Annotated in this window: 22 protein-coding genes and 1 pseudogene; 7 read left to right on the top strand and 16 right to left on the bottom strand. The window is 59.0% G+C overall.

What is annotated here, in order from left to right; genetic code table 11:
- Positions 1-193 precede the first annotated feature (193 nt).
- Together NKI54_RS33485 and NKI54_RS33480 are read right to left on the bottom strand one after the other, a co-directional pair.
- On the bottom strand, positions 194-832 hold the full coding sequence (locus tag NKI54_RS33485; protein WP_352623368.1) for an FMN-binding negative transcriptional regulator: 639 nt from the start codon (positions 830-832) through the stop codon (positions 194-196).
- 28 nt (positions 833-860) lie between these two features.
- Positions 861-1,526 carry a helix-turn-helix domain-containing protein gene (locus NKI54_RS33480; protein WP_352623346.1) on the bottom strand — a complete coding sequence of 222 codons (666 nt, stop codon included), beginning with the start codon at positions 1,524-1,526 and terminating at the stop codon, positions 861-863.
- An 86-nt stretch (positions 1,527-1,612) separates the two neighbouring features.
- Between NKI54_RS33480 and NKI54_RS33475 the strand changes: the two genes are divergently transcribed.
- Complete coding sequence (locus NKI54_RS33475; protein ID WP_352623347.1) at positions 1,613-2,773, top strand: trans-sulfuration enzyme family protein; 1,161 nt, start codon at positions 1,613-1,615, stop codon at positions 2,771-2,773.
- 21 nt (positions 2,774-2,794) lie between these two features.
- Positions 2,795-3,430 (top strand): LysE family translocator, encoded by a 636-nt coding sequence (locus NKI54_RS33470; RefSeq protein ID WP_352693984.1) that lies wholly within the window; start codon positions 2,795-2,797, stop codon positions 3,428-3,430.
- Positions 3,431-3,599: 169 nt separating this feature from the next.
- Here NKI54_RS33470 and NKI54_RS33465 read toward each other — a convergent pair whose 3' ends face one another.
- The 12 genes from NKI54_RS33465 to NKI54_RS33410 form a co-directional block, all read right to left on the bottom strand.
- The gene (locus NKI54_RS33465) at positions 3,600-5,747 is read right to left on the bottom strand and encodes a type IV secretory system conjugative DNA transfer family protein (protein ID WP_352693982.1); all 2,148 of its coding nucleotides are present in this window, start codon (positions 5,745-5,747) and stop codon (positions 3,600-3,602) included.
- A gap of 12 nt (positions 5,748-5,759) precedes the next feature.
- Entirely contained in the window at positions 5,760-6,785 is a 1,026-nt protein-coding gene (gene virB11 / locus NKI54_RS33460) for a P-type DNA transfer ATPase VirB11 (RefSeq protein WP_502898297.1), read from the bottom strand.
- Positions 6,782-8,323, bottom strand: a complete 1,542-nt coding sequence (gene virB10 / locus NKI54_RS33455) for a type IV secretion system protein VirB10 (protein ID WP_352693980.1) — start codon at positions 8,321-8,323, stop codon at positions 6,782-6,784. Before virB10 ends, virB11 begins: the two co-directional genes overlap by 4 nt.
- Positions 8,304-9,119 (bottom strand): TrbG/VirB9 family P-type conjugative transfer protein, encoded by an 816-nt coding sequence (locus NKI54_RS33450; RefSeq protein WP_352623352.1) that lies wholly within the window; start codon positions 9,117-9,119, stop codon positions 8,304-8,306. Before NKI54_RS33450 ends, virB10 begins: the two co-directional genes overlap by 20 nt.
- Positions 9,116-9,835 (bottom strand): VirB8 family type IV secretion system protein, encoded by a 720-nt coding sequence (locus tag NKI54_RS33445; RefSeq protein ID WP_352623353.1) that lies wholly within the window; start codon positions 9,833-9,835, stop codon positions 9,116-9,118. Before NKI54_RS33445 ends, NKI54_RS33450 begins: the two co-directional genes overlap by 4 nt.
- A 66-nt stretch (positions 9,836-9,901) precedes the next feature.
- The gene (locus NKI54_RS33440; protein ID WP_352623354.1) at positions 9,902-10,945 is read right to left on the bottom strand and encodes a TrbL/VirB6 family protein; all 1,044 of its coding nucleotides are present in this window, start codon (positions 10,943-10,945) and stop codon (positions 9,902-9,904) included.
- 182 nt (positions 10,946-11,127) lie between these two features.
- Positions 11,128-11,862, bottom strand: a complete 735-nt coding sequence (locus tag NKI54_RS33435; RefSeq protein WP_352623355.1) for a type IV secretion system protein — start codon at positions 11,860-11,862, stop codon at positions 11,128-11,130.
- 9 nt (positions 11,863-11,871) lie between these two features.
- Positions 11,872-13,029: a transglycosylase SLT domain-containing protein gene (locus NKI54_RS33430; protein ID WP_352623356.1), complete on the bottom strand. Its 1,158-nt coding sequence runs from the start codon at positions 13,027-13,029 to the stop codon at positions 11,872-11,874.
- Positions 13,013-15,415 carry a VirB4 family type IV secretion/conjugal transfer ATPase gene (locus NKI54_RS33425; protein WP_352693978.1) on the bottom strand — a complete coding sequence of 801 codons (2,403 nt, stop codon included), beginning with the start codon at positions 15,413-15,415 and terminating at the stop codon, positions 13,013-13,015. The genes NKI54_RS33430 and NKI54_RS33425 overlap by 17 nt, the downstream gene beginning before the upstream one ends.
- Positions 15,412-15,705, bottom strand: coding sequence for a VirB3 family type IV secretion system protein (locus tag NKI54_RS33420; RefSeq protein ID WP_352693976.1), 294 nt, complete (start codon positions 15,703-15,705; stop codon positions 15,412-15,414). Before NKI54_RS33420 ends, NKI54_RS33425 begins: the two co-directional genes overlap by 4 nt.
- A 3-nt stretch (positions 15,706-15,708) precedes the next feature.
- The gene (locus NKI54_RS33415; protein WP_023720448.1) at positions 15,709-16,023 is read right to left on the bottom strand and encodes a TrbC/VirB2 family type IV secretion system protein; all 315 of its coding nucleotides are present in this window, start codon (positions 16,021-16,023) and stop codon (positions 15,709-15,711) included.
- 12 nt (positions 16,024-16,035) lie between these two features.
- Entirely contained in the window at positions 16,036-16,644 is a 609-nt protein-coding gene (locus tag NKI54_RS33410) for a lytic transglycosylase domain-containing protein (RefSeq protein ID WP_352693975.1), read from the bottom strand.
- Positions 16,645-16,777: 133 nt separating this feature from the next.
- Here NKI54_RS33410 and NKI54_RS33405 point away from each other — a divergent pair, with 133 nt between their 5' ends.
- From NKI54_RS33405 to NKI54_RS33395, 3 genes are read left to right on the top strand one after another with little or no spacing between them, the layout of a single operon-like run.
- Positions 16,778-17,380: a hypothetical protein gene (locus NKI54_RS33405; protein ID WP_352693973.1), complete on the top strand. Its 603-nt coding sequence runs from the start codon at positions 16,778-16,780 to the stop codon at positions 17,378-17,380.
- A 17-nt stretch (positions 17,381-17,397) separates the two neighbouring features.
- Complete coding sequence (locus NKI54_RS33400; RefSeq protein WP_352693971.1) at positions 17,398-17,922, top strand: thermonuclease family protein; 525 nt, start codon at positions 17,398-17,400, stop codon at positions 17,920-17,922.
- A complete protein-coding gene (locus NKI54_RS33395) occupies positions 17,919-18,083 on the top strand; it encodes a hypothetical protein (RefSeq protein WP_352693969.1) in 165 nt (54 codons plus the stop codon). The genes NKI54_RS33400 and NKI54_RS33395 overlap by 4 nt, the downstream gene beginning before the upstream one ends.
- Here the strand turns inward: NKI54_RS33395 and NKI54_RS33390 are convergent.
- Positions 18,080-18,424 carry a hypothetical protein gene (locus NKI54_RS33390; RefSeq protein WP_352693967.1) on the bottom strand — a complete coding sequence of 115 codons (345 nt, stop codon included), beginning with the start codon at positions 18,422-18,424 and terminating at the stop codon, positions 18,080-18,082. The two genes, NKI54_RS33395 and NKI54_RS33390, sit on opposite strands and share 4 nt — an antisense overlap.
- A 589-nt stretch (positions 18,425-19,013) precedes the next feature.
- Here NKI54_RS33390 and NKI54_RS33385 point away from each other — a divergent pair.
- The gene (locus NKI54_RS33385; RefSeq protein ID WP_352694010.1) at positions 19,014-20,621 is read left to right on the top strand and encodes an RcgA family putative transporter; all 1,608 of its coding nucleotides are present in this window, start codon (positions 19,014-19,016) and stop codon (positions 20,619-20,621) included.
- The gene (locus tag NKI54_RS33380; RefSeq protein ID WP_352693965.1) at positions 20,611-21,636 is read left to right on the top strand and encodes an RcgR family putative quorum lactone hydrolase; all 1,026 of its coding nucleotides are present in this window, start codon (positions 20,611-20,613) and stop codon (positions 21,634-21,636) included. The genes NKI54_RS33385 and NKI54_RS33380 overlap by 11 nt, the downstream gene beginning before the upstream one ends.
- A gap of 224 nt (positions 21,637-21,860) precedes the next feature.
- On the opposite strand, the pseudogene NKI54_RS33375 reads toward NKI54_RS33380, so the two are convergent.
- A pseudogene (locus NKI54_RS33375) lies at positions 21,861-22,182 on the bottom strand (IS66 family transposase); the annotation flags it as partial.

The following is a 22,182-nucleotide window of genomic DNA, read 5'->3' as shown; positions in this document are numbered from 1 at the left end:
AAAGATCGATTGCCGGCCCTTAAGGCGCGGGACGGTGCAGGGACAATGTCGCCGAGGCTCGTTCGTGCCTCGGTTTGCGGGCATGATATCGAAATTGCTACCGCATCGCAGTTGTCAGATCCTGGTCCCGTTTCCGGCTCAAGGTCACCCGTTGGGAATCCAGCACCTGTGCTTTGTCGGGACAAGATAGTTGCTATTGGGATTTGGCCGCTGCCGCTGCGAGCATCGCCTGGCCCACCTCAACAGCGCCTTGAGCAGTCAGCGTCTCCCCGGCGTTCTGGATGTCGCGCAGCTCCTTGTTCTGGCTGAGCTTGAATTTTCCAACCAGGCTGGTGATCTCGATCTCCAAGGCCACGATCGCTTTTGCCATTGTGTCAATGAAATCCTTCGGCGCGTCGCCCATCTTCCACGGGGCCGGCTGGTTGGCCTCGTGCATGTGAGTGAGCTTCGCGACGTTGCGGCGCACATAGCGCTCGTCGTCCCGAACAGTAATGCGACCATGGGCGTGGGCAACGAGATAGTTCCATGTCGGCACCTGCTTATGGAATTCGTGTTTGCTGGGATACCAGTTCGGCGAGATGTAAGCGTCGGCCGCTCGGAAGACGACGAGGACTTCATCACCATTGGCAACCTCCGTCCAGACCGGGTTTTTACGGGCGACATGGCAATTGAGGACGCCCTTGTCGCCCTTTGAGCGGTCGAGCTCGAAGGGGATATGATTGGCGTCGAGGGAGCCGTTGCTGTGGTTGATCAGGATACCAAACGGGTGTTTTTCGATAAGATCAAAGAGGGCGTTCTGATCGGGCACGGCGAAATGCGGAGGAACGTACAAAGGGGGATCTCCTGCTTTAGGGCTGTTGTCAGTGGTCAGCGAGGTCTTGCGAGACAGCCAGGGGCGACTTCGCTGCCGGCGAAGAGGGTGCGGGGGCCCGCTGTCCGCCGCGTTCAAGAACCGCCATCGAGAAGTGGGCGGGCACGTCAGATGCCGCGGCATAGGAGTGAGGTTGATCTGTAACGAGGCGCGCGCTCTCGCCTGCATTTAGAATGATCTCGTGGCTGCCCACCGTGACCTTGAGCGAGCCCTGGGTAACCGAGACCAGTTCGCGCGTATCGGGACTGTGCGCATCCGCGGCAAACACATCACCCGGCATGAGGACCCAGCTCCAAAGCTCGAACATCGTGCGTCCCGAGGTCGATGTGTGAAGCTGTGCCCGGCTGCCTTTGGCGCTCGTCCAAAGCGTCCTAGACACGCTCCGTTCGATCGGGTGGTCGGGGGCCGTGGAAGGCGCCTCGTTTAGCAAATCGGCGACAGATAGTGAAAACGCTGCCGCCAAACGGCAAAGGATGCCGATACTCGGGTTTGCCTTACCCTGCTCAAGTGCGACAACCGTCCCTTTGGACAGGCCAGTCAGTTTGGCCAGTCGATCAAGGGTCAGGTTTTGGTCGCGCCTAAGATCCCGGATCCGGATCGCAATCGCCTGGCCAAGCTCCTGCTCGGTCTCTAAAGGTCCCGGGATGTCGGTCATTATATTGACTTGGCCTCTCGCATCGGCTACGGTCACTATAATGACCGGCGCAAAATTGCAACCGCGCCTTAAACAGGAATTGGCCAGTGCGCTTTGAAACGAAGGCAATCCACAGCGGTCGAGCTGTCGATCCATCCACGGGCGCGGTTTCATTACCGCTTCATACCAGCACGACGTTTGAGCGCGGTGCCGACGGTTCGTTTCCGTTTGGGTTCGAGTATACGCGTGATGCAAACCCGACACGTAATGCATTCGAGTCGGCGATGGCCGCGCTCGAGGGAGGATACGAAGGCATCGCCTTTGCGTCGGGTATGGCTGCAATCGCTGCGGTCTTTGAGAGCCATCCCTCGACGGGACGGATCGTGCTTCCTGATGATATGTATTTTGGCATCCGCTCGCTGATGGACGAAACCGATATCGGCTCTCGCTTCGACTTCGCCGCGGTCGATATGCGGGATCTGGATGCTGTGCGCGATGCGGTCACCTCAAAGCGGACTGGCCTCGTTTGGGTCGAGACGCCGTCTAACCCGATGATCCGCGTTGTCGACATTTCGGCCATCTGCAAAATCGCGCACGAGGCAGGTGCCTTGGCGGTGGTGGACAACACGTGGGCCACGCCCATGCTTCAGCGCCCGCTTGAACTTGGGGCGGACGCGGTCATGCACTCGGCAACAAAGTACATTGGCGGCCACTCGGATCTGATGGCGGGCGTCGTTGTCGTGCCGCATTCATCGCCTCTCGGACGGCCGCTACGGATGGTCCAGAAACACAAGGGCAGCGTCGCGGCACCCTTCGACTGTTGGTTGGCACTGCGAGGGCTGCAGACCTTGCCGATCCGCATGCGCGCTCATTGCGAAGGCGCCGAGAAGGTTGTGGAGGCCCTGGCGTCCCATCCCCGCGTCGAGAAAGTGCTCTTTCCAGGCCTGCAAGATGATCCGGGACACGAGCTGGCTACGCGGCAGATGAGCGGTTACGGAGCGATGCTTTCCTTTGTCGTCGAAGGTGGAACCGATGCCGCGATGGCGGTGGCTGCCCGCCTCAACCTTGTTGTCCGTGCGACAAGCCTTGGAGGGACGCACTCCCTGATCGAGCATCGCGCATCCGTCGAGGGTGCGAAGTCCAAAGCGCCAGGCGGATTGCTGCGAATGTCCGTGGGGCTCGAGCACCCTCAGGACATCATTGACGACCTGATGCAGGCTCTCAGTGCGACGTCTGGGGGCGTAGTCCCCAAAATGAATCAGGCGTGAGAGACCGGCGAAAGATCCAAGATGCTCAACCATCTGAATCACCTGCTAATTGTCTATATGGCCTACGTCGTTGCAGCGGGGAGCCCGGGTCCCAGCACAATGCGGATCATGGGAACGGCAATGCAGCAAGGGCGCCAAGCAGCCCTTGCTTTGTCAGCCGGCGTCGTCACCGGATCGATTTTTTGGGGCATCATGGCGGCGACAGGCATCTCCGCGCTTTTGGCAAGCTACGCCCAGGCGCTCGTCATTCTAAAGATTCTCGGAGGCTGTTATCTGCTCTATTTAGCTTTCAAGGCAGGAAGGGGTGCTCTGACACCGGACCAGCATGATGCCACGCCTAGTACAGCACGCCGGCCGATCTCAGGGCTCGGTCTCTACAGGCGCGGTTTGCTGATGCACCTCAGCAATCCGAAATCGATTCTCGCCTGGATTGCACTGGTGACGCTAGGCCTTGGGCCGGACGCCTCGCCTACGGATGTCATCGTCATCCTTGCAGGATGTGCGGTGCTCAGCGTTACAATATTTTGCGGGTATGCCGTCGTGTTTTCCACGCAGCCCATGGTCAGGATGTACCGTCGGGCGCGGCGAGGCATTGAAGTTGTTTTAGCCACCGCCTTTGGTTTTGCAGGGCTGCGGCTCCTGCTTTGGCGAACCTGAAAGAATCTCCTGAACAACTGCCTCGCGACGAGGAGCGGGAGCGAGGGGTCAAGTCCCGGGGGCGGAGGTATCTCTGGCACCGCTTTACGTGGCGGCTGGCGCATCAAAAATGCGGCTGTCGCGGTTGGGCTGGAGGCTTGTTGTTAGCGATCGCCGTAGATCGGCTCGGCTAATCGACTAGATCAGGCAAAGCATCTTCGACGATGCTCAGATTTCGATCGAAAGTCTCGGTGTCGGATGCGTTGGCGCGCAGGGACCGCACCTTGTTCAGGATCGCCGCAACCGCCGCTTCTTTGTCGGGCGCTATGCGTGTTGTCACGGCTTTGGCGGCCAAAGCGGAAAAATCTATAACGGCATAAGCTGGTATGGCTGCAGCATCGGTTGCTTTCAGCCGTTCTCTTACGCTTGCGCGTCGGCCCGGCGGCGGAGTTATTCGGCCTGCTTTTGCGGCAAATGTCGCGCCGCGCCGCAGGCGGGTCTGCAAGAGGCCTGAGCGGTACGCGGGTGCTGTCGGCACAATCGTCGGGAGCGCAGGAGATGGCACCGCCGCAGAAGAGTCCAATGCAGAGTTTTTCGCGCGCGAATCCTCGGTAGAGGCGGGCAGGGGCATGAACGCGCGTTTGGCGAGCGGACCGTCGGCGAAATAGAAATTGCGCGTGCCGAGGATTGGCAGTTCGCCACGCGGCAAAATGATGACCTTGTTCTTGTCGAGCGTCCGGATTTCGTCCGGCCGCATCAGGGGCCGCCGCACTTCCTTGCGGTGCTCCGAGCGCGTGTAATAAGTGTCGAACAACGTTGCCTTGGTGCGCGTCACGTCCTTTTGCACGTCCGACGTTTCGCCGAGCTGCTCGGAAACGTAGCGCAGATCGTCCGCGTCCTGCGCACCGAAAAAGATCTGCACGCGAGCGGCGTTGATGAGCGTTTTGCGCCCTTCCTGGCGATAGATCTCGTCTACAGCCTTCAGCGACTGCACGAAAAACCACATGGAAACGCCGTTGCCGCCAAGCACGCTCGCCATTTCGGTCACGTTCTCGAGCTTGCCGAGATTCTGGAACTCGTCGAGCATCACAAGCACCGGATGCTCTTCCGGACGCGGCAGACTCTCCGACATGAAGTTCATCATCTGCGTGATCAGGACGTTGAACAACGGTCCAAGCGACGTAATCTGCTCGCGCCGCACGTCGAGATAAAGAGAGATCCGGTCGCGCTTGAGATTGCGAATATCGAACGTGCTGCGCGAGGTAGCTCGCATCAGGCGCTCGTTGAGAAAGGGGGCCATGCCGGTGCGTACGCCGGCGTAGATCCCGGAAAACTGCCGCTCAGACATCTCGAAATACGGCAACAGGGTTTGCAGCGTGAAATGCGAACATTCGCGGCGGCGTTCCTCGCGCAGCGAGCCGATGAATTCCAGGAGCGGCTGCTCGGCGCCGTTCATGATCTCGAGGATTGTGGCGAAGGTCTTCCTCTCGTTCGGGATCGCAGGCGATTCCATGACGAAGGACGCTATGCCGGTAAAAAGGAGGCGGGCGTCGTTCACCCAATAGGGATCTGCGTTGGACGGGGGACGCGGAAACAGCGCCGCAGCGATGTTGCGAAGGTCGATGTCGCGCTGGGCTGAGTCCATCGAGATGAAGTCCATCGGATTGTAGCAGGCGGTATTGCAGTCGGGGTCAGCCGGCGCGAAACGCACCACGCGGCTCATGGTTGAACGGTAACCGGCAGTCGCCGCATAGGTCTCGCCGCGCAGGTCGAGAACCACGAGCGAATGCGGCCAGGTCAAGGCGTTCGGGATGATGAGAGACGTGCCTTTGCCAGAGCGCGGCGGGCCTATGACGAAGCCGCCGATATCATCGCCATCAATCCACAATTTCTTGCCGCCGATCAGCTTGCGCTGCTTTAAGCGGATCTTGCCGGAGCGCTGATCGCGGCCGGGCGACAGAATTTCGGCAAGCCTGCCGCCGGCTCGACCTACGAAGACGCCGCCAACTTTCGTCAGGCCGGTTTTCGATACGTCGCTCATGGCCATGAAGCGAGAGTCATTGCGCTTTCTCGGGCGCATGAGAAACAGGCTGACCAGGGGCGCAAGAAACCCCAATGCTCCCGCCGCAACGGCGTATTGCACCCGGCTCAAATCCCCCGCCATCGTGTCCGCCCAGGCCTGACGAACGACCGGCAAGGGATTGGCGTTTAGCTGATCAAACAGGACGTGGGAGCCAGTCCTGAACCAATCTGTCGCGGCATAGGCGACCGTGAAGACCAGGGCGCCCATTGCCATCGCCATGAGCATCATGAAAATTGCTGTTGCGACTTTCTGCACGGATGGGCCTCGCTAGATCGTCTCCGCCTTGGTGAACTTGATCTCGCTGATGCCGCGCCGTCCGCCTTCGGTGCGGACCATCTGGACGACCACCGGAATGACCTCGCGCAAATAGTCGAGGATTTCGCCTCGTGAGAGACCAGTACTGCCCTGCATGACCATGAGCGCCAGCCGCTCGTAGGCGGACCGGGCGGAATTCGCATGAACGGTCGTGAGCGAACCCGGGTGGCCGGTGTTGATCGCCTGGAGGAACGCGAAGGTTTCAGCGCCGCGCAACTCGCCCAATAGCAGACGGTCGGGCCGCATGCGAAGCGAGGCTTCGAGCAGCTGTTGGGCGGAGACCTTGGCAAGGCCCTGGTCGCCCTTCGAGGCTATCAGGGTGACGTTGTTGGGAACAGGCAGCCTCAGTTCGCGGGTATCTTCGATCGTGATGATCCGTTCATGAGCCGGGATCTCCTTCAAGAGTGCATTCAAGAACGTCGTCTTGCCGGTCGACGTACCGCCAGAAACGACGATCGAGACTCGGTTGTGTACTGCATACTGCAGGAACTCCATCGGCGATGTGTCGTGCAGCATTTCGACAAGTCGCTTTTCTTCGGCTGACAGCGCCAGTCCGCTGCCCATCGCCGTGTTCTCGAATGCACCGAGATCGTTGTAGGCATCAAGGCTCATATCCATGATGACCTGCTTGCGGATCGAAATCGCCCCGCCTTCGGGTGCCGCCGGCGGCAAGATGCATTGGATGCGCTCGCCCGAAGGTAGAGCAGCCGACAGGACCGGCTTTTCTTCGTTGATGACCTGGTTGGTCGCCGAGGCGACGCCGGTCGAGATTTGCCTAATCCAGCCGGGCGTGACCTCGCGCTTGACGACGTGCTCCATTTCCTTCGCGCCGAGGCGTTCGACGAACAATTCACCCGGCCTGTTGATCGCAATTTCGGAAACGGAATCTTCGTTCAAGTAGGACCATATTGGCTCCAGATGAGCCCGCAGGACCGGGGCTCTCGCCCAAGGGTCGGGGAGGGGATGGACGGCATTCATTTCACCGGGCTCCCATAGCCGGGATAAAAATGATCCTTTGGCGTCGCGTAGAGAGGCGTCGGATCGATCGCCGCGTTCGGCCGCCCACCTGCCTTCAGGCGTGCAACTTCTTCCTGGACGGGATCGGCGTATAGGTCCGAGAAATCGAGATCTCGCCGCACCAGCACGACGACCGATGTGCCCTGGTCGACGTAGACTGTCGGGCCAATGTTCTGCGTGTCGCGAAACGCCTCTTGCGCGAGTTGCTGCAAGGCGGTCGATGACTTATCAAACGCGATGCTGCGGGCGTCGCGCTGCGAGCCATTGCCACCATAAGTTACGGTCGTGGTCTCGCCGGTTACGGGATCGATTGTCGACACCTGGCGCTGTTGGCCATCTTGCCCGCTATCGCCAAGCGAGGACAGATATTCAGAGACTCCGCCAACGACGGAAAGCATGATGGCGTTGCCGTACCGTGCAACCCAGTGCGTATCGACACGGCCGCCCATGCCGCCGCGGCCGAGCGCGTCGGCACCAGGCGATTTGATGTCGACGGAAATGCCATCCGAGCGGATGACCCTGCTCCAGACGATGAAAACACGCTTTTGACCACGCGCAAGCCCCGAGCGGTATTCTCCGGTCAGGCGCGAGCCCTTCGGAATGAGGATCCGCCTGCCGTCGAGAGAGAAGACATCCTCACGCACAACAGCGCGCACCGCGCCGGGAAGGTCAGTGTTGATCGCGGTTTCCAAATAGCCGCGAATGATCGTGCCTTCAGGCATCAACGCATCGGTGCGTCGGAAGACCCTGGCTTTGACGATGCCGGAAGAACTTGCCTCAGACTGCGCCAGGAATGCCTTGTTGGGATCACTGTCGGCGCCGGGGACCGGAATGATCTGACCGTCGGGCGCGATCTCGACCTGCGCCGCCTGGGCGCCGGCATCCGTCGAGCCGGTTTGATCATTCGTCACCATCTGGTTCGAGCGCAGGCGTTCCCACACCGCTTTTTCGCGCTCGGCGGCCTCTGCCTTACGGCGAGCCTCTTCCTCTGCCGCGGCTTCGCGGCGGGCTTCTTCCGCCTCGGCCTTGCGGCGAGCCTCCTCTGCCTTACGGCGAGCCTCTTCCTCTGCCGCGGCTTCGCGGCGGGCTTCTTCCGCCTCGGCCTTGCGGCGAGCCTCCTCTGCCGCCATTTGCGCCTCCAGCGCGCGCCGCTGCGCGTCAAGGTCGGCACCCTCCTGCACGGTCTGATCGACATTGTCAGCCTGTTGCGCGCCGCTCTGGTCGGCGGCCGGTGGCGGCACCACGATCTGCTCGATCGTGCCGTCGGCAGGTTGAGGCGGGTCGTTCAACGCCGGCGGGCGGAATTCGGGCGGATTGAAGTTTTCCTCGCCATCGCTGCTAACATCACGCGATACCGGCTCTTGAGGCCAGTTCAGCCATATCAGCGCGCCAACCAGCACCACGCCGAGGCCCACCAGGGCGATCCTGGTACCGACGCCCGCACCGCGGCGCGCGACCGTCGGGCTGCCGTCCAACTGGTTATAGTCGATCTGGGTCATCATCGCCTCCGCTGGATCCGAACAGGGTGGAACCGCCTGTCAGTTTCGTTGGACCGTAGACCTGCTCGACCGGATCGATTTCGTTGGGTCGCGCCCGGTTGTAGAGGCAAAGCGTCTTGCCATCGGCGCGCAAGGTGAATTGCGGCGCGACCTTGTCGATGACGGTGTATTTGCCTTGCGTGCGAACGTTGACCAGCGACTCATGGCGCTTGTCGTCGACAACGAAAATCGCCGGAATGTCACCCTTGAACTCCAGAAACACCTTGGTGCCGTCGTCGAATACGGTGCGCGGCTTCAGGCTGTCGTCGCCCTTGTAGGCATAGTCGTAGTTGAGGTCGGCATAGTTCAGGTCCTTCAATTCCGGATCGGCGGCGCTCTCTTTGGCCTGTGAGAGCAGGCGCGCGTTGATATCCTCGTCCGGGTATTTGAACCGGACCTGGAAGGATGCCCGGTCACGGCTATTGTCGGTTGCCTGCAGCAGCAAGGAATAGACGCGCCGGTTGGTAACCACGTTGACGTTGGTCCACGCATCGCGCTCCAGCGGCTTGACGAACAGAAATCGCGATCCGCGTTTGGGGATGATCGACCAGCCTTTCGTGTCGCCAGCGGAAACGGTTTCGATGACTTCTGTCGGACTGAGTTCGACCATCGTGGAAATCCCAAGAGCGGCGCGCACCGAGGTTACGTCGTCGTTGTTGAAGGTGACATATCGGATGCGGCTGTCGCGTGCGGCCGCGCCGTGGATCGCACCGTGCAGAAGGGCGGCCGAAAGGACGAGGCCCGCGCGCCGTCTCATTGCAGGCTCCCCGCGGCCGGCGCGGATTCCTGGTCGCGGCGGTAGTCCGTAACCTGAAATCCCAACGGGTTGTCGAAACGCCATTCGTTCTTGAGCGGCGTCGAGGTGTAGCGGAATTTTATCACCGCCACCCAATTGTCGGTGGTGGACGAATTGTCCCGCCGCGTCATCGTGGCAAAGCGCACCGAGGCTGTGTTGCGATTGAGCAGGGAAACTGACTTGATCTCGACCGAGACAGTGACATTGCGGTCATAAACCTTGTCCAGCGATTGCGGGTTTGCAGGCGTGAAAAGCCATGTCAAATCCTTGGACGCGGCGTCGGTCGAATAGAGCTGTGCCAGGTCGTAATTCTGTTTCAGTTCTCGCGAATCGTAGGTTTCGCGGGCCCTGATGTAACGCACAAGATTGGCCGCCGTGACGGCCTCGTTCTGCGATAAATCTCCAGGCTTCAGCGCGCGCATGATCTCGAGGTAGCCCGTCGATTTGTCGACCTCCACAACGTACGGTTCGAACTGCCGGAGCGGCAGGATGAGCACGAGCGCCAGCAGCGACAGCACCGCGACCAGTCCGGAAACGCCACTGACGATCCAGGCCAATGTACGCGATCGGCGCATTGACCTGTGCGTGTCGTCTTCCCAGGTCGCGCCCGCCCTGTAATAGCGCCTGTCGACGAGGTCGCTGCTGCGGTCAGCAGCTGCTTCTACTGGATTTGACACTTTACCATTGCCTCGTTTGCGCGACGCATCCTGATCCAGGCCGCGATCGGTGATCGTTCTTGTGTTCTAGGCCAGAGGTCTGGAGTTATCGCGCGCACCTTGCTGGATGGCGGACCGGGTTGCGGCATCCGCCCTGGCTGCTCGCGAAGATCGAAAACTGTTTGCCGCTAGCTGCCGGGCGCCGCGAGCGGCGCGGCCTGCGGCCCATCGCGCGCCGGAATAGCGCACAGCGTTTCTGCCGAAGTTTCTATAAGGGTTGTAGGCGCCCACGGTGCTGAGATACCCGCCGCCATTCAGGATCGAAGCAATCGAGGGTATCTGCATGAGAACGTAGATGCCGATGATCGTCACCAGCACCAAAGGCAGCACCAGCGACATTTTGCTGTCCATGGTCGCTCCGCCGGACGTGGCGGTGTTCAGCGCCGCATTGACGAGCGAGAAGTAGAAACCGAGAAAGCCGTAGATCAGGATTTGCTGGATCATCAGGAAGGTGGTCAGCGAAAGAAAGCCTTCGCTCATGCGCGAGGACCATCGGCAAAGCCAAAGGATGATCCATATCGGCGCCAAGGCCAGCGTGATGAACAACATCACTTTGGCGGCGATGATCGCGGCAATGGCAAGCGCTGCGAAGATGATGGCCGACAGCAGGACGAGCAGCGACAAGAGCGCACCAAAAATGTCATAGAAAGATCCGCTGTAGACCTGATTGGCGACGTCCTGGGCCCCTTGGTAGAGATTGTCGATAAGCGCCGGAATTGCCGCCTGGTCGCTAAGCTGATTGCCGGTGGCCCGCGACACGGCGCCGACGATCACCTTACCGACCTCGTCTGGAATGCTTTGCACGAGCTGATAGATCGTCGCGGAAAATGTGCCCCATCCAGTCAGCAGCAGATAGATGATGACGGCGCGGCCGAGGCGATAGGCCGCTTCGATTGGCGAAATCGACTCACGCCCACTCAGGATCGAATAGCCCCACCACACGATATAGAGGGTCAGCATCAGGGTGAAGACGTTGCCCATCGCATTGCCCAACTGCATATAGACGGTGCGAACGAAGTCCTCGCCGATGTTGTCAATGCCACCGAGAATGCTTGCGGCGAGACCGTTCATGGATCCTCGTCAATGATGCTGGCGAATGGCGTTGAATTGACCGGCTTCAGCGCGCCGCAGTCGTCGACGTGCGCATAGGCCAAAGGCCCGCACGGTGCTTTGAGTTCACGTTTTGCGCAGCCGAAAAGCACGGCTCCGAGTCCAATCACAAGGCATGTGCGCAACAGCCGCCTCGACAAGTGCTAGCCTCCGCTCTTGCCAAATTCCGCGAATGGATTGACGTTGCGCGGCGTCATCATCTTCTGCACCTGGCTCTGGCGAAGAAGATCTCCCTTCAGCTTCTCATTCAGGGCCGCGACCGCACCGTTCTGGACGCCGATCAATTCGTTGACCGCGCGCGCGTTTTCCAGCTGCATTCGTGTGTTCTGGTCCACCGAACCCTTGACGTCCTGCGACTGCCCGATCTGCCCGCTCGCTGACTGCAGAGACTGTTGGCGCTGGGTAACGCCCTGCGAAGCCTGCGAGGTCAATGCGCTTAGCAGCGAGGCCACGTTGACGCTGCCGCCATAGGCGGTGTTGACGGCGCTTGTCTCCTTGTCGGCAATCTGCTGGAGCTGCTTCACCAGCTGCAGCCCGTTGATGACGGCGCCGGCGATTTTCTGGATTTCGGGCGACAGGCCACCAAACGAAAGGGCCCCGCCGTTCAGGATCGATCCGAACGACGGAGCCTGGGCGATCGACATGTTGCCGCCAAGGCCCATTTGTCCGATGCCAAGCGAACCGTCACGACTGCCGCTGAGAGCCTGCAGGATCTCCTCGCTCTTTTTCAGAATATCCTTGTTGGAGTCCATGATGGAGTTGGTGTTGTCCGCATTCTTGCGGGCTACATCGAGATTGGCGCCATCAATGACAGCAATCTGTGCATGGGCCGTGCTGGTCCAAAGCGCCATGCCGGCAGCAATCGCGAATTTCTTCATGTCAACCTCCTATTGCTGTAGAGAATTGATCACGCTGGCAGCGCCGGCAGGATCACTGGTGATGATCATCGAGCGGCTGTCGGCCGAGCTTGCCCCCGCGTTCTCAAGTGCGCATGGTAGCCACCGGCCGCGATCGATCCTCAACCGCTCCAATTCCGCGGGATCACAAGAGAACGGGTTTGGAGAGCCGCTCTTCGGCTGTTGCACCAGCTTGGACGACTGCGATGCCTGAACATTCTGCAACGATAGAAGTTGGGCCAGCAACGCCGTGAAGTCCCCCGCCTGGGCGAGGTACTGGTTGGTGACACCCGCGTTGATCCCCCGAGCGGATGAATTCAGCTCCCAGGCGTCCTTGTATTCGGTCACCTGGCCAACGTTGCCCGCCAGGGCGTCGATCGCCGCATTGTTGGCGCCGATCTGCGATGAGCTTGCATCAAGGCCGCCAGCCGCCTTTCTCACCGTGCCCATGGCGGTGTCCTGGGCCGTGCCGCCCGCGCCGTCGGCCGTTACGATCGAGAATGGTGCCGGCGCGGCGGCCGGAGCCTTGCCACTCGACACATAGTCGTTGAAGTAGCTGTTCCAACGGCCGACACCGCCGGCCCATTGGTTCTGCTCGCCTGCGTTCGATCCGTTGTAGAAGGAGGCGAGACAGCTGTAATTCGTCGCCCCGCATTGCTTCACGCCCATTCCGAGATATTTGACACCGCCTTCGACATTCTGCTCGTTCACGTCGCGGTCCAGTCCCATGGACTTGCCGGTGCCCTTGGTCAGCTGCATGACGCCTTTGACGCCGGTGTGGCTCCCGGCGCATGTGTCGAAGCGCGATTCCTGATAGGCGACGGACAGTGCCAGGCCTTCGGGCACGCCGTATTTTTGCGCATAGTAGCGGATTAGCTTTACGTTGCCCGCGTCGCGCTGCAATGCGTCGGCCGGCGACCGACGAAACATCTGTGAGCGGTATTTGTTCGAATAGGTGCAGACGACGCTTTTCTTCTTGTCGGTTTCGTCCTTCTTCGCTTCATCCGACTTCGTGCTGTGCTGCTCGTCCTCTTGCCGCTTGTCGAGGTTCTGCCCGTCGATGACCGCGATCTGAGCGACAGCCACGGTCATGCTTCCCGCCGTCGCGAGAGCCACGGCCAGACAAGCGCTGCTAAGCCGCTTCGTCATGCTCGTTCTCCCATTCGCAGAAGTATGGCAGCCACATCTCCGGCTCGTCGCCGAAGGTTTCCCGGAGCCGTGCGCATTCCTTGCTGTTGGCTTCGTTCGAGGACAAGACCTTGATGAGATCGGGCATCGCCGACAAATCGAGCTTGGCGACGATCGAGTCGCTGTCGTGCTTGACGAGGAAGGTGCGTGTTTCCTTGGCGGTTCGGCGCACGAACTCGAATTCCTTCGCCGTCAAGGAGAAGCGCTCGATGTAGGAGTCCTTGCTCGCCTTCGGGTTGGGGAAGAAAATGTTGGTCTTCGTTTGCTCGATCAGCGACGACGAGATGGAGGAATTGACGACGTCCTCCGCCGTCTGCGTGCCAAAGCCGACCACGCCGTTGCGGCGACGAATGGTCTTCAGCGTCTCGTTGATGAAAGCGGCGAAAACCTCGTCGTCCAACAGCTTCCAGCCTTCATCGAGGAAGAGCATGATCGGCGAGCCGTCAATGACGTCCTCAAGACGATGGAAGATGTAGAGCAACGCCGCCGAACGCAGCTTTCGGTCACTCAGGATCTTGGTCATATCGAACCCGACAACGGGTTTCGAGAAATCGACCAGATCGACGGGATTGTTGAAAAGCCAGCCCTTGTCCTTCGGGTCGAGCCAGGGTTGTATCCGCGCCGCCAGATCATTCATGCCAGGCATGAGCGAGCCCCGCAGCACTTCCGGCAGCAGGTCGAAGGTCCGCTGTTCGCGCGGAATCTTGTAGATCATGTCGACGGCGGCGTTGATGACGCGCATCTCCGCCACCTCCAGCGCGCTGCCTTCCGGCGTCAAAATGTAGATGAGCAGATCTTCCAGGAAAGAACGGTTTTCTGCCGTGTCATCAAGCTGCAATGGTGCGAACCCGGTGGGCTGAGAAGGCTCCATCACCTCGTAGCGGCCGCCTAGCGCTCGAACGAAAATTTCAGCCCCGCGCATATAGTCGAAATAAACACATCGCGGCCTTGGCATGATGCGCATGGCCTGCGCCATCAGGAAGGACAGCACCACGGTCTTGCCCGAGCCGGTCGGGCCGAACACCGTGAAGTGCCCGACATCATGAACGTGGAAATTGAAATAATAGGCCGTCTGGCTGGTCGTTTCGAGCAAAGCGATAGGGCGTTTCCAATGCAGCCGCTCACGTTGGCCGGAGGGGAAATTGTGTCCTGAAAAAAGGCCGGCGAAGTTAAGGGACGAGATCAAAGCGCGTCGCGCGATGTAGCTGAAATTTCCCGGCAACTGCGCCCAGAAGGCCAGTTCTGTGTTCAGTGTCTCGCGGACCGGCACGATCGACATGCGCGAAAGTTCGGCCGTAATGTCGGATAGCGCACGGTTGAGCCCAGTCATGTCCGATGCCAAGGCCATGACGCTCATGTGATGTTGTCCGAAGACGACTTCGCCACCGGCCAGCTTGTCGGCGCCGTCGTGGACGGACTCCTCGACCGTCGTGCCCGCCTCGTCCGATCCCTCAACCTGGTTCGCGATGGTGTTGATCCTGCGCATCGCCGTGACACGGTCTTCGATCGCAAAACTCTGCGTCAGGACAAACTCATGCGGCAGGCGCAAGAGACCGTCCAATGAGCCCGGCGCGGTGAACGGTGGGTATTCCTTGATCGACACCATGGCGCCGAGCTTGCCAGCGTCCGGTCCGCGAAGTTCCAGCGCGGACTTGCCGAAAAACAGCTGCCGCGTCGCCAGCACATCGCCAAGGCTCATGCGCGGCAAAGGCATTTCCACATCGACGCCGCCGGCGAGGATCTTCGCCAAAAATTCCGCCGGCTCGGAAAAGAAGCTGTCGCGGCGCTTCACGACACCGAGAAGACGCGCACCATAAGCGGTAAAATCCTTGACGACGCCGTCGAGAACGTCATGCAGTTCGGCCATCGCCTCTTCGCGGGTTTCTTCGCCTGCGGTAGTGATGCGGAACGCGTTAAGTGCCTTGTCCACCCAGCCGACACGGCCGACCATCGGCCGGCGTATGACCGCCAGATACGCCTCGTTGACGAAAAGGTTTTTCGCCCCAAGCTCATCCATGTAGCGGGCGTCGAGCTCGGCCACGAAAGGATTGTCAAAATCGCCTTCGATCTCCGGCGTCACGTGGCGGCGGATGATCGTTGTGTAGACCGCAAAGCGAGAGGTCGAGAGATTGCGGAACGTCGTGTTGCGGTTGAACATGCGGCTGTTCAATTCGGCCTGGTCCATCGTCTGGAACGGCAGGCCACTGAGCTGGATGACGCCGACCAGAAAGCCGCTCTTCGTCACGACTAAATTGTCATCGACATGGCGAAGGTAGGGGATGTGCATCGCCGCGGGCTTTTCACGCCGGCGCTCACGGCCAAATTTCAGGTCGGCATCGAGGCTCACGGCGAATAGCACCTCGCCCCCCAGAAAGTAAGGTTCGCCACCGCTCCGCGCTTGGAGACGCGCCGCTCGAAAATATGAAACACGTAGGGGTCGCGCTGGCACAGATATGCGCTGACCAGATGCACCATGCCGAACACGCCAAGGCCGAGCATGAAGCTACTCGTGGCAATAAAGCCGATCACCGCCAGGATGCCGTTCAGTGCAAAAACCTCATAGCGCACCCCCCATTTCATCGGGGGCCGTGTCAGTGGCAGGCTGACCGGCTCGACATAGACTTCCTCGTCGTCCATGTCTCAGCTGCCTCCCGCGGTCGCGCGAACCGCATCCACCAACTGGGCAGCGCCGAAGATCAGAGCGATGCCAATGATGATGGAAAAAGCCATCATCCACGCCAGCCGGCCCGTCATGGCTAGGAAGCCGAGAAAGCAGACCGCGATGATGGCGAATGAACGCGCTATGTTGCCCTGCAGAACTCCGACGAACCACTCCAGCACATTTTCAACCGGTGCCGCCGACTGGGCGTACGCAGTGGCTGGCGCGAGAGCTATTCCGACCGCTGAGGCCAAGGCCAGTTTCAGGGCAAATTTGCCCGCTTTTCTGTATTCCACCCTTGGCTCCTTTCAGTTGCCGAAATCCATGACGTGACCCTCCTGCCAGGCATCCTCGCTTGCTCGCGGAGCGGCCACGAGCATTTCGGATTTGGTCAGGGCGGACTTCTTCACGACACCGCCGAACTTCCAGCGGTTCAGTATTCTCACGATGTATTCTGCGGTCTCCGGATTCACCGGAATGCCCTGCGCGTTGTAGACGCTGTTGGGCCCGGCGTTATAAGCCGCCAGCATCAGCAGCGGATCCTGGAACTCGTCATAGAGTGACTTCAGATAGCGAAGGCCAGCCCGGACATTTGCCTGTGTATCGCAACGGTCGCTCACCCCTAGATCGGCCGCCGTGCCCGGCATTAGCTGCATGATCCCCTGGGCTCCGGCCTTCGAGGGACCCTGACTGGCGCCGAGATCGCTTTCGACCCATGCAATCGCCTCGGCCAGATCGGCGTCGAACCCTTCGTCTTGCGCGATTGAACGCACAAGCCGGGAGACCTCAGCACGATTTCCGGTCTTACACGCCCCTGGCCTTTGCGCCCCGACTGCGGCAATGGCTTTTGCCGGCGTTGCAAAGGCGGCTGCGACGCGGTCTGATGCCAGGTCCCGGCCGTGCGCATTGAACGGCATCGTGGCGCCACAGAGGGTGAGCAGGAGAGCGAATCGAGCGTTCATAGTGTCGCCAAAATTTAACACTTTACTATGGCTACACGCAGCCCTAGTAAAGTGTCAACTCTGTACGTAATCGCAAGGACGGATTTCGATGAAACAGACGGCCGTTTGCATGGTTTTGCTGCTTCAGGGCACTGCGGTTTATGCTGCCGGCGCCGACGCTCCGAGTGCCTTTGGGCAGCCGTCGGAGCATTATTTGCTCCAGTTTGCCAAGCCGGGCGAGAAGGTGTTCGTCTATGAGCGCTACGATGCACAAGGCGCGCTCTTTCAGCGCGATGCGACAGCCCTCGTCTTGCCGGTCAAGGTGCCGTCGGCGACCGAGCGCGTCATCAACGGCGTGACGTATCGGCTGCGCGGCCTTGCGGCTTGCCCCAAACCGAAGATTACGTACAAGACGCAGCAATGGGACTGCACGGAGGCCGCGCAGGACTATGAAGAGGCGATCTACAACGATCGTGCATCTGTCGTGCTTTGCAAAACGCTAGTCCTGCAAAGCACGAAGGGTGAACCCGACGCCGTGTCGTGTTTCTCGCTCGTGGGTGCGGGCAATGCAAACGACCCGTACAACGTCGCCTACGACGATGACGAAATGGTTTTTTTCGACATGGCGGCAATCGGACGCAACAAGGACGGCAAGTCGCTGCGCCCCGATCTGGAGCATTCCGCCGACCTCGGTGGACAGTTCCAAGAATGAGACAGGCGGGCCTTACAGTGGCCGCATTTTGGTTTTCTGCATCGGCACAGGCGCAGGATGCCATCGACCCTGCCGTACCAACGCCCTTCGCGGTATCGAAATCGGCTCAACTGCTGACCGGAGATACCTGGCGTGAAGGAGATCACCTTTTCCGCCTCTATGGCGTCCAGTCATGCCTTCGAGGGACGTCAGCCCAAGAGGCAAATGGGAACAAAATCGATTGCGGAAACACCTCGCTGGCGCACCTGGGTGCCCTTTTCGATAGCGCCGCGGTTACATGCCAGCCAATCGGCTACGCCCTCGACAAGGCGGTTTTTGTAGTGTGCGGTGCGCAGCTCAATGGCGAAACGATCGACGTTGGCACCGCGCTCATAGCCACCGGATACGCGTTTGCCGCAGCGACAGCAAAGGGCAAAGCCGTCAATGACAACTACCTCGTCGCGGAAATCAACGCTAAGATGAAACGTGCAGGTTTGTGGAGCACAGCGTTTCAGCATCCTGTGCAACTTCTGCTGAACCAGCGGTCGGAGAGACAACAATGAAGCACGACGACGAAGCGCACAGATATTACTATCCTGTGGAAGGACGCGGTGACGGCGCCATTGGCGGAGCGGCTGCGTTCATCGCGATCATCTTGGTACCTGCGGGACTCTATGCGGCCTGGAATACCGTGGCCTCATGGATTTCAGCCGTCTTCTCCTAGGACTGCAGTTTCGCGAAGGAACCGAGCAACGCGCGAAAATCGTCGACATCAACCTCGCACCATTCGTTCCCCAACAAGCGCCGGAAGTAAGCTGCCTTCATTTTCATCTCAACGACATCGGCCACCGGCGCAGCGGCCGCGCGCCGACGCGCGATAGCCTCTTCCGCCATGACCGAATCCAATTGCCGGCCGATCAGGGTCGCGTCCGGCCCTTCGGCCCTCATCCATCGCTTGCCGAGACATTCAACCATGGCGACTGCTTGACGATGCGCCGCGAGCAGATTCGCGACCCCATCACCCTCTTCCATCACACCGTTGTTACAGACCACTTGAATGGGCATCGACCGGCTCCGTGCGCATGACAATTCGTAAATGATACCTGGGAGGCGAGAAAAAGAGGGATGGGTTCATCCCTCTGTTTCTCAGGCTCCCGAAGCGCTGGCTTCCCTACTTTTCGCTCATGCGGTCACACTCCGCCCCTGCCACCAGACAAAACGTTTCAGATTGTAGGCGAAATTGCCCACGCCGATTTTGATTCTGCCGCGGGCGACCGGCCGATGGTGCGGATGAACAGTCCCATGCGGTCCTTCTGTTCGGCGAAAGGATGCCTCCACAAGGGCACGGGTTCGGAGGCATGTCCGGTTGCCGTGCTCGATATTCTTCGTCATCGGCCGGCCTCTTGGCTCCTTGCGATGCACGCGGCTGATGAAGCGCGCCCTGCGGCCGATCGGGGCAGTTCAGTGCCTTGGCCGGCGGTTTGCGAGACATCTCCCACGCAACAACCGTGTTCAGCCTCTCCAGCGGGTCACCCGTCATTCGATCTTCTCCCGTGCCAGCCAAAATCGAGTTGATAAAAACGTTGATTGAGGACGAAGGCACGATAGGATACGAAGCCTAGCGAAACGGAACGAAACTAGAGCCTATAAGTTGTTGTTTAGGAACGGAAAGTTATTTCTCCCTCCGCCAAGAGACGGGAGTGATTTCAAAGAACTGTTCAAACGACTGGCGGCGGCGGGTGCGGGCCGACTATTGGGCAAAGACGGGTTTCCTGCAGGCCCATGGACGCCCGAGCTCCTTGCAGAGGCGATTTCACAGATTGATTCCAACCAGGTTGGGGTCGATCTAAGAACGGTGCAGCTTTGGTTCCAAGAGAACGAGAAGGGAATTAGCACTACCAACATTCGTTGGCTGGCGAGGATTTTTGGATGCGATGATCCTGTCGCAACTAGCGAATGGCAGATGGAGCTTAGTGCGGCGCAATCTCGGTTATCGGCCAAGAGACGAAAACGGAATAGAGCCGGAAGCAGCATTGCCCAGGAGATTCCTGATACGGCACTGACTGCGACCTTCGATTACGAGACAGACTCCCCGGCAGAGCTGACACGGGATACTGACGCCAAGGGGCCGAGCCGGCGCTTTAGTTTGGCGAGGAAATCGGAGGCGTTTTTCAGTCGCGGATCTCCCCTGAATTTACCGGCGTCGGTGTTTGCGGGTGTCACCGCTCTTGGGTTTTTATCGTATCTTACGGGGATTCACAGCGTGACATATGGCCGGGCGGATGGCGTCGTGAAGCAGGTTGGGTTTCTTTGGACAGCGAATTGGACATTCGTCTTCATGGTATTTTTGCCACTGTTTTTTGCCTTCGTGACCGAGTTGGTGACCTTTTGGAAAGATGAAGGCCGCCCAAAGCTTATAGCGCAGGGCGACAAGATGGAAAGCGACGAAGCCTGGGCGCGCAGCGTGCAAGCTTCTTCGTATTCATATTGGGCGGTTTTTTTGATTTGTGTGATGTTCGCCGGTCTTTTTCAGTGGATCGGCGTGTCTTTAATCCCGTTGCTCAAAGGTGGTGGCAACTATGCGACGGATTGGGGCTCGTTAGCGATTGTGCGCCCTGAGGTTATATCGGTGCCGGAAGCGGTCGTATTCACGGGGCTCGCTTACCTATACATGTGCCTCTGTTTTTATCTGTTCTTCGTAGGCCTCATTTTGCTTTATACGGTGATCCATGATCTTTGGAGAATTGGAGAAGCAGCGAGTAATCGGGTTGATTATCAACGCGAGCTCCATGAAGCCAGCCTCAGGGTTATGCGTGCGATTTTTCGGTGTACTGTTTTGGGGCTTCTGATCGCCATAGTCATGAAGCTCCAGAGTGCTTACCTGACATCGCGTGGAGAGAATATTGTCGCTTGGTTGGTCGGCGATATGTCTTCCGCCTTCTATGGGCGCAATGATGTGAGCGCCGGGATCAGCTACCGTAGGCCGACCCATTTCAGTAGCCTTCTTATCGCTATTTCGACCTGTGTTGTATTTCTGTACGGCTCCATCCGTTTAGGTGTCGAACGTCGGTTATGTATGTCTTTGTGGAGGATGTCAGCGATCGTAGCGTTACTCGTGGCTGGCTACTTGCTGATCGATGCATTTGCTGGCTTTTCGATCCTTCTGGGCGTTGGAGTGCTGTTCGCAATATACGGCCTGTTTGATCCAGGGTTGGGGCGATGGCAAGCGAGTAAGTTAGGAAATAATCAGAGTGTATCATAGTTGGCTTGATCATTGGGATGAGCGGCGGGCGCGACGCGGTGAGGAAGGGAAGAAACCAACGGATTTCGCCCTTGACGCGGAACGCGCCTTTCCAGGTGCGAAGAATATAACAAGTATCGAGGAATTCTGTGCCCTTGCGGACCAAGCCGTGGCTGATCCAGCCTTTTTCGATGACCCCAATGTGAGTGATCAGGCGTTTGAAAGGCTAGATGGGTGGCTAAAATTTCCATCGGACATTTCTACTGATATTGAACAGAACAATGTCGTCTCGGCAAAAATCACAGAAAGCGGGTCGTTCGATCAGGCCATGGTGATTTTTCACCATTGGAATGCAAGCACCCGGAATCGTCAGATTGCCAACTTTTTCTCGCAGCGTGGCATCACGGTTGTCGAGATTGCTATGCCTTATCACTTCGAACGCAGCCGTCCCGGCTCGGTGCACGCCGACTATATGCTTAGTCCTAATCTCGGTCGAACGATCCAATCTGTAAGGCAGGCAGTGTTGGATGGGCGGAAACTCATACGTTGGTTGAAGATCGAAGGCTATCCAGAGATTTCGGTTCTCGGTATGAGCTTAGGCTCCTGGGTTGCGGGCGTGGTCGCGGCGCACGACTCGGCTGTGTCAAAAGCCTCGTTGTTTCTGACGGCGGGGAGTCTAGCGGATATGGTTTGGACGGGTCGCGCGACACGATTGATACGTGATAGCCTTGAGCCTGAGATTGAGCTGACCGATCTCAGAAGGGCCTGGGGTCCACTTAACTTGGAGAATTACGCACATAGTTTGGCACGGCCTGACCTCGATCTTCATGTTGTGTTGGCTAAGAGAGACAAAGTGGTGTTGCCAGAGCTGTCGGAGAGGTTCATGCACAGGCTGAAGGACGCCGGAGCTAGGCCAAATATTTTGAAAATAAACTGTGGTCACTATTCGCTCTCCATGCCGCCTTACATTTTGTTGGCCGGTTTGAGCTTGAAGCGGTTTCTGTCGCGTGCTGACAAGTCGGCCCGGCGAGCATGAGTTTGGCTTTGGCGGTCAGTTCACCAGCAAATTCTCTGGCAGGCATCACGACACAAAAGTGATGAATGTCGGTCGCCACCTACCGGAACCGACCGCTGGAAGTGGCCGACAAAGGCGCAAGCATGACACCGGCAATTGTCGAAAAGTAAGCGCTATTTTCCCTGCACTTTGACGGGGGCGCTTTCGACGGATGGCCTTCGAATTGGGAACGGTATCTGGTCTGATCAGGCTGCTGTTGCTTTGGCGAAGTTGAAGGGCAGCAGATCGTAGATATCAGCGTCCTCTTTGCGTTGAGGCAACTCGGTGAGGACGTGGCGCAGCCACGCTAACGGCTCGACGCCACAGGCGCGACAGGTCAGCACCAAGCTGTAGACGATGGCGCTGGCCTGGCTCCGTCGACGGTATCGCTGAACAACCAACTTTTCCGGCCAGTGGCAAAGATCCTGATGTCACGCTCGAGAAGATTGTTGTCGATCGGCATGCTGCCGTCCTCGGTGTAACGAGTCAGATATCCCCATTGGTTCAGGGTGTAGGAGACGGCGTCGC

The sequence above is a fragment of the Mesorhizobium sp. M0663 genome (assembly GCF_040320585.1).
Lineage (GTDB): Bacteria > Pseudomonadota > Alphaproteobacteria > Rhizobiales > Rhizobiaceae > Mesorhizobium.
The sequence above is the reverse complement of the archived record's forward strand: the minus strand, read 5'-3'. Positions and strand labels throughout refer to the sequence as shown.

Bases quoted from the DNA above. Each gene is read 5' to 3' on its own strand.
- virB10 (WP_352693980.1), bottom strand. From the start codon at position 8,323: ATGACCCAGATCGACTATAACCAGTTGGACGGCAGCCCGACGGTCGCG.
- NKI54_RS33470 (WP_352693984.1), top strand. From the start codon at position 2,795: ATGCTCAACCATCTGAATCACCTGCTAATTGTCTATATGGCCTACGTC.
- NKI54_RS33410 (WP_352693975.1), bottom strand. From the start codon at position 16,644: ATGCCGTTCAATGCGCACGGCCGGGACCTGGCATCAGACCGCGTCGCA.
- NKI54_RS33430 (WP_352623356.1), bottom strand. From the start codon at position 13,029: ATGACGAAGCGGCTTAGCAGCGCTTGTCTGGCCGTGGCTCTCGCGACG.
- NKI54_RS33480 (WP_352623346.1), bottom strand. From the start codon at position 1,526: ATGACCGACATCCCGGGACCTTTAGAGACCGAGCAGGAGCTTGGCCAG.
- NKI54_RS33420 (WP_352693976.1), bottom strand. From the start codon at position 15,705: ATGGACGACGAGGAAGTCTATGTCGAGCCGGTCAGCCTGCCACTGACA.
- NKI54_RS33405 (WP_352693973.1), top strand. From the start codon at position 16,778: ATGAAACAGACGGCCGTTTGCATGGTTTTGCTGCTTCAGGGCACTGCG.
- NKI54_RS33435 (WP_352623355.1), bottom strand. From the start codon at position 11,862: ATGAAGAAATTCGCGATTGCTGCCGGCATGGCGCTTTGGACCAGCACG.
- NKI54_RS33395 (WP_352693969.1), top strand. From the start codon at position 17,919: ATGAAGCACGACGACGAAGCGCACAGATATTACTATCCTGTGGAAGGA.
- NKI54_RS33450 (WP_352623352.1), bottom strand. From the start codon at position 9,119: ATGAGACGGCGCGCGGGCCTCGTCCTTTCGGCCGCCCTTCTGCACGGT.
- NKI54_RS33390 (WP_352693967.1), bottom strand. From the start codon at position 18,424: ATGCCCATTCAAGTGGTCTGTAACAACGGTGTGATGGAAGAGGGTGAT.
- virB11 (WP_502898297.1), bottom strand. From the start codon at position 6,785: ATGAATGCCGTCCATCCCCTCCCCGACCCTTGGGCGAGAGCCCCGGTC.
- NKI54_RS33440 (WP_352623354.1), bottom strand. From the start codon at position 10,945: ATGAACGGTCTCGCCGCAAGCATTCTCGGTGGCATTGACAACATCGGC.